9 protein-coding genes are annotated in these 14,151 nt (G+C 71.5%); 5 read left to right on the forward strand and 4 right to left on the reverse strand.

Going from position 1 to position 14,151, the window contains the following annotated elements; genetic code table 11:
• Window positions 1-24 precede the first annotated feature (24 nt).
• The 4 genes from BLR46_RS00865 to BLR46_RS00880 form a co-directional block, all read right to left on the reverse strand.
• On the reverse strand, window positions 25-1,122 hold the full coding sequence (locus tag BLR46_RS00865; protein ID WP_093248029.1) for a YhjD/YihY/BrkB family envelope integrity protein: 1,098 nt from the start codon (window positions 1,120-1,122) through the stop codon (window positions 25-27).
• Window positions 1,123-1,206: 84 nt separating this feature from the next.
• On the reverse strand, window positions 1,207-1,872 hold the full coding sequence (locus tag BLR46_RS00870; protein ID WP_093248031.1) for a DUF3618 domain-containing protein: 666 nt from the start codon (window positions 1,870-1,872) through the stop codon (window positions 1,207-1,209).
• Window positions 1,869-2,372 carry a phage holin family protein gene (locus BLR46_RS00875; RefSeq protein ID WP_093248033.1) on the reverse strand — a complete coding sequence of 168 codons (504 nt, stop codon included), beginning with the start codon at window positions 2,370-2,372 and terminating at the stop codon, window positions 1,869-1,871. The genes BLR46_RS00870 and BLR46_RS00875 overlap by 4 nt, the downstream gene beginning before the upstream one ends.
• Window positions 2,369-3,232, reverse strand: a complete 864-nt coding sequence (locus BLR46_RS00880) for an ATP synthase subunit B family protein (protein ID WP_093248035.1) — start codon at window positions 3,230-3,232, stop codon at window positions 2,369-2,371. Before BLR46_RS00880 ends, BLR46_RS00875 begins: the two co-directional genes overlap by 4 nt.
• A 173-nt stretch (window positions 3,233-3,405) precedes the next feature.
• Here BLR46_RS00880 and BLR46_RS00885 point away from each other — a divergent pair, with 173 nt between their 5' ends.
• The 5 genes from BLR46_RS00885 (at window position 3,406) to BLR46_RS00905 (ending at window position 14,143) form a co-directional block, all read left to right on the forward strand.
• A complete protein-coding gene (locus BLR46_RS00885) occupies window positions 3,406-3,978 on the forward strand; it encodes a MarR family winged helix-turn-helix transcriptional regulator (protein WP_093248037.1) in 573 nt (190 codons plus the stop codon).
• A gap of 56 nt (window positions 3,979-4,034) precedes the next feature.
• Window positions 4,035-6,386, forward strand: a complete 2,352-nt coding sequence (locus BLR46_RS00890; RefSeq protein WP_093248039.1) for a glycoside hydrolase family 31 protein — start codon at window positions 4,035-4,037, stop codon at window positions 6,384-6,386.
• A 65-nt stretch (window positions 6,387-6,451) separates the two neighbouring features.
• Window positions 6,452-8,155 (forward strand): DUF6049 family protein, encoded by a 1,704-nt coding sequence (locus BLR46_RS00895; protein ID WP_143008156.1) that lies wholly within the window; start codon window positions 6,452-6,454, stop codon window positions 8,153-8,155.
• The gene (gene murJ / locus BLR46_RS00900; RefSeq protein WP_143008157.1) at window positions 8,139-11,675 is read left to right on the forward strand and encodes a murein biosynthesis integral membrane protein MurJ; all 3,537 of its coding nucleotides are present in this window, start codon (window positions 8,139-8,141) and stop codon (window positions 11,673-11,675) included. The genes BLR46_RS00895 and murJ overlap by 17 nt, the downstream gene beginning before the upstream one ends.
• A 32-nt stretch (window positions 11,676-11,707) precedes the next feature.
• The gene (locus tag BLR46_RS00905; RefSeq protein ID WP_093248045.1) at window positions 11,708-14,143 is read left to right on the forward strand and encodes a DUF2207 domain-containing protein; all 2,436 of its coding nucleotides are present in this window, start codon (window positions 11,708-11,710) and stop codon (window positions 14,141-14,143) included.
• The last annotated feature ends 8 nt before the right edge of the window (window positions 14,144-14,151 follow it).

The raw sequence follows: 14,151 nt of genomic DNA on the forward strand, positions 1-14,151 counted from the left end.
TGGCGGCATTTCGGGCGAATCGGGTCAACGCTCCTGCGCCGATCGGAGTTCGCGGCCCTCCTTCTCCAGCGACTCGCGCGTTCGGCGCATCTTCTCGACCCGCTTGGTCTCCCGCGGCGGCAGCTGGATGTTGGACTCCGCCTCCATGCCCGCCTGCAGTTCCCTCGCCCGCTCCATCTCGGCGTCGATCTCCATGCCGAGCAGGAGCACGATGTTGAAGATCCAGAGCGCGAACAGCAATGCCATCACGGTGCCGATCGCGCCGTAGGAGCTGTAGCCGGCGAAGAGTGCGAAGTAGAAGTACAGCGCGACCGCGGCCACCGCGATGCCGATGATCGCCACCACGGAGCCGACGCTGATCCAGGTGAACTTCGGCTGCTTCACGTTCGGCGTCAGGTAGTAGAGGACGGCGATCATCACCACCATCAGGCCCAGGATCACGGGCCACTTCACCCAGGCCCAGATGGGCAGGAACACCCCGAGCATGAAGTTCAGTGTGTCCGTGAGCCCCAGGGGCCCGGCGATCGGGCCGAGCAGGCCGCCCACCAGCGACTCGTCGAGCGCGAGCGCGACCAGGATGAGCACGACGCCGACCAGCAGCACCAGGGTGGTGAGCAGCATGGTCCCGGTCTGCTTCACGAGGCCGCGCCCCTCCTCGCGGGCGTAGATGGTGTTGGCCGACCGGGAGAACGCCTTCACGTACGCCGACGAGGACCACAGTGCCGTGGCAACACCGATGACCAGCGCCAGCACGCCGCCCTCTGTCGAGTCGGTGACGGTGCCCACCATGTCGACGACGAGGCCCTGGTAGTCCTCCGGGACCGAGCGCTCCACCCAGCGTTCGACGAGCCCCGTGACCGTTCCTGCGTTGTTGGCCAGCACCAGCGACACGATCGAGAAGATCGCGAGCAGGGCGGGCGCCAGCGAGAGGACGGTGTAGTAGGTGAGCATCGCGGCGAGGTCCAGCCCGCCGTCGGCCATGAACTCCTTGCCCGCCCTCTTCAACCCGTACCGCCAGCTCTCCTTGTTCAGCTTGGGCGGCGACTCGGGCTTGCGTTCGCTGTCGGGTGGCGGCGCGTCCGCGGCCGCCAGGGTCTCGTCGATGTGGTCGGGATCGGGCATGGGATCTCCCCTTCCTGGTTCGGAATCAAGAGACACCCGGGGCCTCGGGGGCTCCGGGTGTCTGCCTGACGGGCGGCCTGTTCGTCAGTAGGTGGTGGTGCCGCCGGTGGTGGTGCCGCCGGGCGAGTCGTTGCCGCGCACGCGCTCGGCGGACTGGCGGGACTCCTCCTTCAGCTCGTGCGCCTTGTCCTGGCCCTCGCCCTTGACGTGCTCGACGCCCTCGCGCGCCGTCTCCTTGACGGAGTCGACGGCGCCCTGCGCCTCGGGCTTGAGGTGTTCGCCCATCTCCTGGGCGACCGACTTGGCGCCCTCCACCACGGGCTTCGCCCGCTCCTTGACCGCCTCGGCGGCCTGCTGCTCGGCGCGGCTCGCCGGGATCAGCGAGGCGATGAGCCAACCGGCGCCCAGGGCGATCAGGCCGGCGGCCAGCGGGTTGCCCCGGGTCCCCCGGCGGACGGCGGCCGGCGCCTCCTGCACCGCCTGGCCGGCCTGGTGCGCCACCTCGCCTACGCGCTCACGGGCGTCGTGCACGGTGCCGCCGGAGCTGTACTGCTGCCCGGTGTAGGGGTCGTGGTCGGGACTTCCCATGATGGACTCCTTCATGTTGCCCAGTCGGTCTCGGATGCGGTCGGTCTGGCGACCGACGGCCTTGCTCGGGCTGACCTTCTCGGCCAGCGCGTCGACGTCCCGCCCGAGCTCAGCCCGGGTGTACTCGATGTCTGCGCGGATCTCGTCCGGATCGTTGGTCATGGGGTCTCCTTCTTCGGGTTCAGGGTCGGAGGGATCTCCTGAAGCGTCTCCTGGGTCTGCTCCAGACCCTTGATCTCTTGCATGCGGTTCTTGCCGACGACGGCGAGGACTGCGGCGATCACGCCCCAGATCACCGCGACGATCAGCGCGGCGAGCCCGAGGTGCATCACTTCGCCCAGCGCCCACATGAGCGACATGGACACGAAGATCAGCAGCAGCAGCCCGGCCACCGCGGCGCCGACGAACATCCCGGCGCCCGCCCCCGCCTGCTTGACCGACGTGGTGGCCTCCGCCTTCGCGAGCTGGACCTCCTTGCGGAACAGGGCCGAGAGGTGCTCGGTGAAGCTCGAGAAGAGCTCGCCGATCGACTGCTCCTTGGCGCGGTGCTCCGCCTCGGTCTCACCGGTGGCGGTCACGTCCACCGGCGGGACCGGCCGCTCCCGGACCGGCTCGCCGGTCACGGGGCCGGTGCCCGACGGATAGTGCTGAGGGTTGGTCATGGGCGTTCTCCGGGATCGACGATGCCCCTCGCCTCACCGGGGTGCACCGCACCCGGGCGGGGATCCGTGGGGCGTGGCGACGAGGTGCCGCGCGTGAGGTCGTCGTAGCCCTGGCTGCCCGTGCTGCCGGCGCCCGACGTCAACCCGGCCCCGGACGTCGGCGGGATGCCCGTCCCCGTGGTGGGGGGCACGCCGGTGCCGGTCGGCGGCACGCCGGTGCCCGAGGACTCGGGGATGGCGGTGCCGTAGTCGGATCCGTAGGGCTGGCGCGAGCCATAGGGTTCGGGGGAACGCGACGGCTGGGTGTACTGGCCACGGCGCTCGTAGCCCGTGCTCGCCCACTGGCTGGACTGGTCGTCGTGGCTGTCCTTCATGCCGCGGGTCAGCCGGCCCGCGACCACGCCGATCCCGGCGGCGATGGCCAGGAAGGTGCCGGGGCGTCGGGCGGCGAAGCGCCGCACGTCGTCGATCAGGTCCTCGGGTTCCTTGTTCTCGAGGTCGCGGGTGAGGCGCTCGGCACGATCGGAGATGGCCGAGAGCGCCTGCTGGACCAGTCCGGTCTCCGGCTGCTCGCCGCGCGCGAGGCGCTGCAGGTCGTCGGAGACGTGACGGGACTGCTCCGCCAGGCGGCGCTGCTGCGTCGAAGCCTGCGAGAGGGCCTCGTACTTCGCCGAGTCGGCGAGGGAACGCACCTGGTACTTGGCCTCGTCCTTGACGTTGCCCGCTTCACTCTTCGCGGTGTGGGCGACGTCCTTGGCGGCTCCGGAGGCCTGGTGGCGGACGTGCTCCGCCTCCTGGCGGGCCGCCTCCCGGCGGCTCTCGTCGTGCGAAGGATTCATCGATCCCGGATTGGTCGTCATGAGGGTCTCCCTTCCGGTGCCCTACGCCCGGCCGGTCGGCCGGGCGCTCCAGACACTGAACAATCAGTTGGTCGAACTGTTCTGGGACTCACACTAACGACGGTGGGGGTCAAACTGATCAAGCTCGTATCTGTTAGCATGACTAACAAACGAGCAAGACCCTGGAAGTACCGATGAAGCTGAACACCGACGCAGAACAACGTCCGGAGGACCAGATGGACATGGACCCGGGAATCGGCGCCGACGGGCCGGCCGGCATCGAGGCCGGAGGTTCGGAGCGCCCCGGCGTCGCCTACTGGTACCCCGGGCGACAGGACACCACGGCCGTGCGCATCCTGGCGATGTTGCGGCAGTACCGCGACGCGGACCAGGAGATCCGCAAGCACACCCGCAGCGCGATGCTGCTGGGCGACCGCGACCTCCTGGCCCTCCGCCACCTCCTCGAAGCCCAGGCTTCGGGGCGGTCGTTGAGGCAGAAGGACCTGGCCCATCATCTCGGCATCTCCACCGCCTCGGCCAGCGCGATGGTGGACCGGCTCTCCGTCGCCGGGTACCTGCGCCGTGTCCCGCACCCCGACGACCGGCGCTCCGTCGCGATCGAGCTCACCGACACCACGCAGACCCAGGTGCACGCCGCGCTCTACGCCTACAAGGCCCGGCAGTTGGCGGCGGTCGAGACCCTGACCGACGAGGAACAGGCCGCGGTGGTGAAGTTCCTCGACGCCATGATCCGGGCCGCCAGCTGATCCGACTCGCGCGCGGTCCCCGCTACGCTGGTGCGCGGACTCACACGGGAGGTTTCATGTCGGTGCCGCAGCAGGGCGACGAACAGGTCATCGAGGGCGATCTCTGGCGGATAACCGTCCTGGGGCCGAAGCTCGTCCGCTTCGAGTGGGACCCCGGGTCGACGCGTGTCGACGAGCCCACTCAGGTCGTGGTGCAGCGTCCCTTGGCCCCCACCGACGTGCGCGTCACCCGTCGCGGCGAAGGGGTCCAGGTGATCACCGACGCCTTCCAGCTCGACTACGACGGCGGCACGCCCAGCGCCACCGGGCTCACCGTGAAGTCGCGGGGCAGCTACCACGGGGTGTGGCGCCACGGAATGCCAATCGAGAACCCGTTCCACCGGCTGTCGGCCTACCGGACGAACCTGGGCGGCACGAGCCGGACGCTCGACACCGTCGACGGCGCCACCGAGGTCGACGACGGCGTGGCGAGCCTCCTCGGCATCGCGGTGCTGGACGACTCGCGCTCCTTCGTCGTCGGCGACGGCGGCTTCCGCGCCCCGCACCCCGGCCGCGTGGACGTCTACGTCTTCGTGCACGGCCTCGACCATGCCGGCGCGGTGGCGGACCTGCTCCGCCTCACCGGGTCCACCCCGCTGGTCCCGCGGTACGCGCTCGGCAACTGGTGGAGCCGGTTCCACCGCTACAGCGCCGACGACTACCTGCAGCTGATGGACCGTTTCCAGGAGTCGGACCTGCCCTTCAGCGTCGCCGTGATCGACATGGACTGGCACGTCACCGACGTCGACCCCCGCCACGGCACCGGCTGGACCGGCTACACCTGGAACCGCGACCTCTTCCCGGACCCGGAGGCCTTCCTCGAGGCCCTCCACCGGCGCGGGATGGCGGTCACGCTGAACGTCCACCCCGCCGACGGGATCCGCGCCTTCGAGGAGCCCTACGAGCGCGTGTGCGCGCTCATGGGCCGCGACCCCGCCGAGGGGCTCCCCGTCGACTTCGACCTCACCGACCCCGACTTCGTCCGCGCCTACTTCGAGGGGGTCCACCACCCCCTCGAGGACATGGGCGTCGACTTCTGGTGGCTCGACTGGCAGCAGGGCACGACGAGCCGCATCGGCATCGACCCCCTGTGGTTGCTCAACCACCTGCACGTCCGCGACATGGCGGAGCGGGGCAAGCGGCCGCTGATCCTGTCGCGGTACTGCGGGCCCGGTTCCCACCGGTTCCCCGTCGGCTTCTCCGGCGACACCATCGCGTCGTGGGCGTCGCTGGCGTTCCAGCCCTGGTTCACCGCCACCGCCGCCAACATCGGCTACGGGGTGTGGAGCCACGACATCGGCGGCCACCTCTTCGGCGAGCGCGACGAGGAACTCGCCCTCCGCTGGCTCCAGTTCGGGGTCCTCTCCCCCATCAACCGGCTGCACTCCTCCAACGACCCCTTCATGGCGAAGGAGCCCTGGTCCTACAGCCCGTCGGTGGCCGCAGTGATGGGCGCCTTCCTCCGCTGGCGGCACGCGTTGGTGCCCTACCTCTACACGGAGTGGAGCACGGGTACGCCGATCGTCCGCCCCATGTACCACTCCCACCCGGAGTCGGAGCACGCCTACGACGTGGACAACCAGTACTGGCTGGGAAGCGCCCTGCTCGTCGCCCCCATCACGGCCCCGGCGGACCCCGAGACCGGGACTGGCTCGGTGCAGGTGTGGCTCCCGGAGGGCACCTGGGCGGACCTGCTGACCGGTGTGCGCTACGACGGCAACAGGATGGTCACGATGCACCGCGACCTCACCTCGGTCCCGGTCCTCGCCAAGGAGGGATCCATCGTCCCGCACGCGGTCGCCGGTACGCGCGCCACCGACCTCCCCGAGGAGTTCGAGCTCTGGATCGTGCTCGGGGCCGACGGCGAGTACACCCTCGTCGAGGACGACGGCGGGCTGTACCCCCGCACCGCCACCACGCGGATCCGGTGGGAGGACGCGACGGGCACCCTGACGGTGGCGGCCGCCGAGGGCGACCCGTCGGTGCTGCCGGGAGTGAGGACCTGGCGGGTCCGGTTCATCGGCGGCCGGGTGGACGCCGTCGGCGACCGCGACGCGAGCGGGTCGGTCACCGTCGGGGTCGGCTCGGCGGCGGTGGGCGAGGAGCTGCGGTGGCACGCCGACGCGCCACCCCGCGCGGGCGGCAACGAGGCGACGCGCCGCATCACGGAGATCCTGACCCGGGCCAGGACCGCCGGCGCCCACAAGACCACGGTGGCGCGGATCCTCGCCGAGGAGCCCGACCCGTTCCGGGCCGTCGAGGCGCTGCGGGAGACCCCGGTCCGCGGCGCGGTGATCGGCGAGACGACGAGGCTGCCGGAGTCGCTGGTCGGCCCCATCCGCGAACTGCTCGCGGCCGGGCACCCCTGACCGCGGCCGGGGCCGCCGGCACGCGCCTTCCCCGGCCGTTCTCCCCGCCCGACTACCATGGGACGGTGACTCGCACCCAGGTATCGCTCTGCCTCGCGGTGGCGCTGACCCTGGCCCTGCTCGGACTCGGCGGCCCCGCCCGCGCGGACGAGGGACCCCAGGGACGCGTGCAGATCACGACGGTGACCCCCGCCCGCATCGATCCCGCCGACGCCGAGGACATCGTCACGATCAGCGGCACGTTCACCAACACCACCGGCCTCCCCCTCGCGTGGGCCAGCGCGGAACTGTGGCACTACACCGGCCGGCTCAGCTCGTTCGAGGAGATCGACGCCGCCATCTCCGCAATCGACGAGGCGCCCGTCGGCACCCGCCACGAGCCCGGGACCATCCTGACGGAGCAGGAGCCGCTCGCACCGGGCGCGACCGCGACCTTCACCATCGGCGCCCCCGTCTCGGCCATCGCCGCGGAGGCGAGCGAACTCGCCAGCATCGTCGGGGTGCACGTCCGCGCCGTTCCCGAGGGCACCTCCCAGCGCGTCACCGTCGCGAGGGCCCGGGCGCTGGTCCCGCACGGGGCGCTCCCCTTCGAACTCGTCGACGTGAACCTCCTGACCGCGGCCCCCGGGCAGGTTCCGGGCTCGAACGCGGTCAGCGACGAGTTGACGGCGGACATCGCCGGGCGGCTCACGGAACAGCTCGCGGCTTCCGCTCCGGCGTCCACCGTGACGGTCATCGACCCCGCCATCTACCGGGCCGCCCTCCAGTTGGCCGACGACGGCGCCGGCGACGAGGCGGCGATCGCGTTCGTCGAGGCGATCGACCGGCTCCGCATGGAGGGCAAGCTGTGGCGCCTGCCGCACGGCAACCCCAACCTCGCGCGCATGCCCGAGTCGCTGCGCGCCCAGGTCCCGGTGTGGGCGGACGAGGTCGTCGTGCCGGGGTTGGAGGACGTGCCGAGCGTCGCGATCGTCCGCGACGTGGCCGCCGTCCCGCAGGGGTTCGACCATGTCGTCACCTTCGCCGCCGGCGAAGGCCCCACGAGGTTCTTCCACCTCCTGGGCGACGGGCGACCAACGCTCCTCGCCGACGCACCCGCGCCCAGCGCCCCTGTCGGCCTGCCCCTGGCGAGCGATCCATGGCCCGTCCTCGACGGGCAGGTCACCGTGATGCAGAACCGGACGCCGCTGCGCCTGGACCTCACCACCGAGCCCGGGACCGAGCCGGGCCCCGACGCCGACACGCGGGCACTCACCCTCGCCGCCTACAGCAGCAACCTCCCGGACCAGGAGACCGCCGTCGGCTACCTGACGTCCTCGAGGGTCGCCGCGTTCGACCCGTCCCAGATCTCGCTCACGGTCTCCCCGTCGTTCGTGATGGGGTCGCGCACCAACCAGTTCCCGGCCACCATCACGAACCAGACGACGCTGCCCGTCCACCTCCGGATCGCGCTCCGGTCCGAGAACCCCCAGCGGATCCGCGTGCCGGACACGGACGTCATCGAGGTCGGGTCGGGCGAATCCATGACGCTCCTGCTCGAACCGCAGGCGGCCGCCAACGGCGTGACCACCGTGCACGCCCAGCTCCAATCCCCCGAAGGACAGCGGTTGGGGCCTACGCTGGCAGTCGAGATCACCGCGACGGAGTTCGGACGTGTCGGCTGGATCCTCATCATCGTCTCGGGCGCGGTGGTACTCGGCGGCACCGTCTGGCGGATCAGGGCGGTGCGGCGCGAACAGGCCAAGGAGGCAAGTGAGTCAGGTCAGTAGCACCAGGAAGCTGTTGTCGGCGGGCGCCCTCATGGCGTCGGGCACGATGATCTCCCGCATCCTCGGGATGCTCCGTGTGGTCCTCATCGCCTTCATCCTCGGCAACGGCACACGGCAGGCCGACATCCTCGGCATCGCGACGATGGTGCCCAACGCCCTGTACATCCTGTTCGCGGGCGGCGCCCTCAACACGGTCCTCGTGCCCCAGATCGTGCGGGCGATCAAGAACGACGACGACGGCGGCGAGGCCTACACGAACCGCATCATGACGGCCTTCATGCTGGTCGTCGGCGTCGTGGCGATCGTCGCGACGGCCGCGGCGCCGCTGGTCACGTCGATCTACTCCGACGGGGCCTGGCGCGAGCCCGCGCTGAGCGAGCAGTACGCGTCGATGGTGGCGCTCACCTACCTCACCCTCCCGCAGATCTTCTTCTACGGCGCGTTCTTCCTGCTGGCCCAGGTGCTGAACGCCCGGGACCGGTTCGGGCCGATGATGTGGGCGCCGATCGCGAACAACGTGATCTCCATCCTCGTGCTCGGCACCTACTTCCTCGTCTGGGGCAACCAGGGCGACAAGTCGGCCGCGTTCACCACGGGGCAGATCCTGCTGCTCGGCATCGGCTCCACGATCGGCATCGTGAGCCAGACGCTGGTGCTGATCCCGTTCCTGCGCAAGGTGGGCTTCCGGTTCCGGCCGCGCTTCGACCTGAAGGGCACCGGCCTCGGCCACACCTTCTCGCTGACGAAGTGGACGCTGGGCTTCGTGGCCGTCAACCAGCTGGCGCTCGTGGTGGTGAACCGGCTCGCGACGACCGCCACCGCGGGCGGCGAGGGCGCCGGCGTGAACGTCTACTCGAACGCCCACCTGCTCTGGATCCTCCCCCACTCCCTCGTCACGACCTCGCTCGCCACCGCGATGCTGCCGAACGCCTCCCGCCTCGCCGCCTCGCACGACATGCGCGGGGTGGCGCAGGAGATGACGAAGACCATCCGGCTGGCGCTGATCTTCATCGTCCCCGCCGCCGCCGTGTTCCTGGCCCTGTCGGCTCCCATCGTCAACGCCCTGTTCGGCCACGGCCAGGGCTCCAGCGACGCCGACTGGGTGGGCTGGGCGCTGATGGCGTTCGCCGTCGGTCTCATCCCGTTCACGGTGCAGTTCGTCTGCCTGCGGACGTTCTACGCCATGGAGGACACCCGCACCCCGTTCCTGCTGCAGATCGGGATCGCGACGATCAACGCCGGCAGCGCGCTGCTGCTGGTGTGGTGGGTGGACGACCCGACGCTCGTCGCCACGGCGCTCGCGGCAAGCTACTCGCTCGCGTACCTCGTGGGCGTGTTCGGCTCCTGGCAGTTCTTGCGACGCCGCCTGCCCGACCTCCGCGGCACCGAGATCGGCATGCACATCGTGCGGCTCGCGCTGGGCGCGACGCCGGGCGCGATCGCGGCCTGGTTCTTCTGGCGCTTCATCGACGGGCGCGCGCCCGGCTCGTTCTGGGGCCAGCTGCTGGCGCTGGCGGTGGGGGGCGCCCTCATCCTCGGCTTCACCCTCGGGATCGGCAAGCTGCTCCAGGTGCGCGAGATGCGCAGCCTGTCGCAGCTCCTGCGCAGGCGCCGGGGCGCGACCGGCGCGGACGCGTCCTCCGAGGAGCCCTCGCTGCCCTCCGCCGACAGCAGGAGCGGCAGTGGCTCCGCCTCCGCGGAGCTCGCCGCCGACCAGACCGCCGTGACGCCGAGGGTGGCCGACGAGGACTCCGGCCTGGAACGCCCGGACTTCGACGACGACCCGCCGACGACGATCCGCCCCCGCCCCGCGCTGCCCGGCGAGTTCGCCCACGACGGCCTCTACCGCGAGGACCCGCTCCCCCCGGAGGAGCCCTCGTTCATGGAATCGATCTTCGAGGAGCCCAGCGAGCACTCGCTGGACGAGGAGTCCGACCTGCACCGCTCCGACTTCGACGCCGACGCCGCGGAATACGGCTACGAGGTGCCGACGCGCGGCCACGTCGACGACCGCAGCGACACCGTCGTGCTGCCCGGGGCCGCCCCCATCGGTGAGCCCGGCATGGTGCTCGGCGTGCGGTACCAGCTGATGCGGCGGCTCGTCCGCCGCCGTAACTCGGAGACGTGGCTCGCCCACGACCAGGTGCTCTCGCGCGACGTCGTCGCGCACGTCATGGCGGCCGGGGACGCGGACTCCGAGTCGCTGCTCGGCGCCGCACGTCGCGGCGCCGCAGCCACCGACTCCCGCTTCCTGCGCATCCTCGACGTCGACCAGCTCGACGACGGCGGCTCGATCGGCGTCTACGCCATCAGCGAGTACTCGCCCGGCAAGACGCTGCGGGAACTCCTCCGCGGTGGTCCGCTGAGCCCGGCGGACGGCGCCTTCATCGGGCGCGAGATCGCCGAGGCGCTCAGCCCGATGCACGACCAGGGGCTGTTCCACGAGCGCCTCGACCCCGACCACGTGCTCATCACTCCGGGCGGTGGCGTGCGGATCGTCGGGTTCGGCGTCGAGTCCGCCCTGCAGGGCGGCCACTCCGAGCGGCCGTGGAGCCGTCGCGAGTCGGACGACGTGGTGGCGCTCGCCGCGATCCTGCGGGCCACGCAGACGGCGGAGTGGGACGAGAGTCTGGACCCGGCCGACGGCTACCCGCTCGCCGGGGTCTGGCAGGCCGCGTTCGCCGGCCGGATCGCCACCATGGCCGACCTCGCCAACGCTCTCCCCGACGACGACGCCAGCGCCACCCTGGAGGCGAAGATGGCGCTCTCCGGCCGCACGACGGCCACGCCGCCCACCGTGGCGGCCGCGCCCCCGCCGCCGCCTGAACCCCCGGTCACCAGGGCGGAGGTGCGGCTGCCCGGCCAGGCTCCGCGGAAGCCCCGCTTCGTGCTCTGGGTGCTCGTGATCCTGGCCCTCATCTCCCTGATCGTCTCGCTGGTCGCCGCCGGGGTGAACAACGGCATGGACGAGCAGGACGAGGCCGCCCCGTCGACCCCGGGCACGCCGGGCAGCAGCCAGCCCGCGCCGGAGAGCCCCACGCCGGAGGGCGACCCGGCACCCATCGAGATCGCCGACGTGACCGACTTCGACCCCGAGGCCGACGGCGGGAACAACGAGGAGTACCCCGACAACGTCGGCCGGGTCATCGACGGCGACACCGGGACCACCTGGCAGACGATGCGCTACCTCAACCGCCCGGACCTGGGCGGCCTCAAGCCCGGCGTCGGCATCATCGTCGACCTCGGCGAAGTCCGCACCGTGTCCAGCGTCGACGTCCGCTTCGTCGGCGACGGGGCCACCAACGTCGAGCTGCGCGCGCCGCAGGGCGCCGAGCCGTCGACCGCGACCATCGACGACTGGGACGTCGTGGCGGCGAACCGCTCGGCCACCGGCGACGTGCAGATAGCGCCCGACTCGGAGCTGGAGACGCGCTACGTCCTCGTCTACCTCACCGAGCTGCCACCCGTCGAGGGCGGCTTCCGCTCCGAGATCTCGGAGATCGCGGTCCAGGGCTGGTAGGCGTCGGACCGTCCGCCCCCTATGGTGGGGCCGTGCCCACCCTCCTGCGTCTCCTGGCCGCACTCTGCCTCGCGCTGCTCGCGGCCGTCCCCGCCCCCTTCGCCCACGCCGCCGAGGAAGCCGTCAAGCGGCTCTCCGTGCGCTACGACGTACGTGCCGACGGAATCATCGACGTCCGCTACGAGCTGGACTGGGACTTCGGCGAGAAGGGGCGACGCGGTATCCAGTTCGACATCGTCACGCGCGAGCGCTGGGAGAACGACCCCTCGCTCGACGCCGTCTACGAGGTGGGCGACGTCGCCGTCGAATCCCCCACCGGCGCGCCGGCCACCTTCCAGGCCATCGAGCGCGGCGGCGGCAGCGACGGCTCGCTGCGGCTCCGCGTCGGTGATCCCGACCGGACGCTCGACGAGCGGCGCCACACCTACGTCATCACGTACACGATCGCCGGGGCGATGCGCACCTACGACGGCGTGCCCGAGCTGCACCTCGATGTCACGGGCCTCGGCTACCCGCCGATCGAGGAGTTCGACGTCACCGTCGCGGGTCCGGCACCCGTCGAGCGTGCTCGATGCCTCGTCGGCTCCCGCGAGTGCGAGGCCCGTGTGGAGGGCGGCGAGGCCCGGTTGTCCGGGCGGAACGCCGACGGGTCGACGATCACCGCGGTCGCCTCGTTCCCGTCCGGTTCCGTCAGCAACTCGGAGCCGATCCTGGAGGAGCGGCGGGTGGAGTTCCCGTCGCTCGTCGGGCACGACGCCCACTACGAGATCCACGCCGACGGCAGCGCCACGGCCACGGTGGATCTCGCCTACCTCCTCCCGACCGACCCCGGCCGGCCGCACCGGTTGGACGCCACCCTTCCGGTACGCCGCCCGTTGAGCCGCACCGAGGACGTCGTCTACACCGTGACCGAGGTGACCGCGGTGGACGCGGCCGGAAAGCCGCTGGAGACCCGCGTCGAGGAGCCCTCGCGCTACACCGCCCAGATGAGCACCCAGGACTCCCGGGTACTCATGGAGCTGCCCAGCACCGAGCGCGAGGCCACCGTGCGGCTCACCTACCGGTTCGAGGGTGCCGTCAGCATCGACGGCGACACCGCGCGCTTCGCCTGGCCCCTGGCCGTCGACCACACCTACGGGATCGAGGGCCAGACGTACTCGTGGAACGCCCCCGGCCCGGTCTCGGCCACCGAGGTAGGCCGGACCGACGCCGACGGCTTCGACCGGTACGCGGCCCTCGCCGACGCTGTGACCGTCGACGGCACCTCGGTCTCGCTGGACGAGGCGGAGTCGGTGTCACAGCTGGCCTGGATGCGCCTGGAGTTCCCGGCCGACGCGGTGACGAGCGGGACGCAGACCATCGAGCCGAGCCTCGACCACCGTGCCTGGCAGCGCGCCATGGCGACGGGGGTCGGCGGCGGCGCCGGCCTGCTCGGGCTGGGCGCGGTCGGCTTCCTCCTCGGTCGGCGCCGGCTGGTCCGCGACCAGCGCTACCTCGGCGTCCCGCCCGGCGTACGGGGCAACCCCGCCGAGGTCGGTCCCTCGCCGGCCAAGGTCAACATCCCCGTGCGCTTCGAGGAGCCGGAGGGCACCGACGTCGTGGTCGGCGGGCTGCTGCACGACCGCAAGTACAAGCCCGCGCACCTCTCCGCGCTCCTCATCTCGCTGGCCGCGAAGGGCGCGATCACCTTGGGCCTCCCCGCGCGGGCCGGTCAGGTCGATCCCAACCGCGCGGCCAAGGGCTTCGAGCGCAACTTCTTCTCGGCGGTGCCCCGCGAGGAGACGGCGCTGGACAACAGCCGCCTGCTGAAGATGAAGAAGCGCGTGACGGACGAGCAGAAGGAGTGGCTGGAGCACTCGGGCCTCTTCCTCCCCGGCGGCGAGGGACAGGGCCTTCGACGCGGCCTCATGGCGCTGTTCGGGCTGGGGATACCGGTGCTCGTCTGGGCCTTCTACCTCCTCACCGATCCCTCGTCGCCGGTGCTCCCGGCGCCGCACTACCTCGCGCACAACTTCCTGTTCAGCACCTTGGTCACCGCCGGCTCGCTCGTCGCGTTCGTGCTCGTCTGGGTCTCCCACCGGCCCGCGCTCTCCGCCGACGGCACGGTGCTGCATGACCAGCTCGTCGGCCTGGAGCAGTACATCCGGACCGCGGAGCAGCACCAGCTGCGCTACGAGGAGTCGCAGGACGTGTTCCGTCGCTTCCTGCCCTGGGCCGTGCTGCTGGGCCTCGCCGAGCGGTGGGCCCAGGCCTGCCGCACCATGGCCGAGCAGGGCACCATCCCGCCTGTGGACGCCTCCTTCGCCGGCGGCCTGTACGGGGTGAGTGGGCTCGTCGACGGGCTGAACAGCAGCGTGCAGTCCGCGTCCTCGAGCTCCGGCGGATCGGGCGGGTCGGGTGGCTCGTCGGGCTTCTCCAGTTCGGGCGGCGGCAGCGGCGGCGGCGGGACCGGCGCGTCGAGCTGGTGATCTCGTCG

This window comes from Tessaracoccus oleiagri (assembly GCF_900103275.1).
Classification (GTDB): Bacteria; Actinomycetota; Actinomycetes; order Propionibacteriales; family Propionibacteriaceae; genus Arachnia; species Arachnia oleiagri.

Bases quoted from the DNA above. Each gene is read 5' to 3' on its own strand.
- BLR46_RS00885 (WP_093248037.1), top strand. From the start codon at position 3,406: ATGAAGCTGAACACCGACGCAGAACAACGTCCGGAGGACCAGATGGAC.
- BLR46_RS00865 (WP_093248029.1), bottom strand. From the start codon at position 1,122: ATGCCCGATCCCGACCACATCGACGAGACCCTGGCGGCCGCGGACGCG.
- BLR46_RS00880 (WP_093248035.1), bottom strand. From the start codon at position 3,232: ATGACGACCAATCCGGGATCGATGAATCCTTCGCACGACGAGAGCCGC.
- BLR46_RS00875 (WP_093248033.1), bottom strand. From the start codon at position 2,372: ATGACCAACCCTCAGCACTATCCGTCGGGCACCGGCCCCGTGACCGGC.
- BLR46_RS00870 (WP_093248031.1), bottom strand. From the start codon at position 1,872: ATGACCAACGATCCGGACGAGATCCGCGCAGACATCGAGTACACCCGG.
- BLR46_RS00890 (WP_093248039.1), top strand. From the start codon at position 4,035: ATGTCGGTGCCGCAGCAGGGCGACGAACAGGTCATCGAGGGCGATCTC.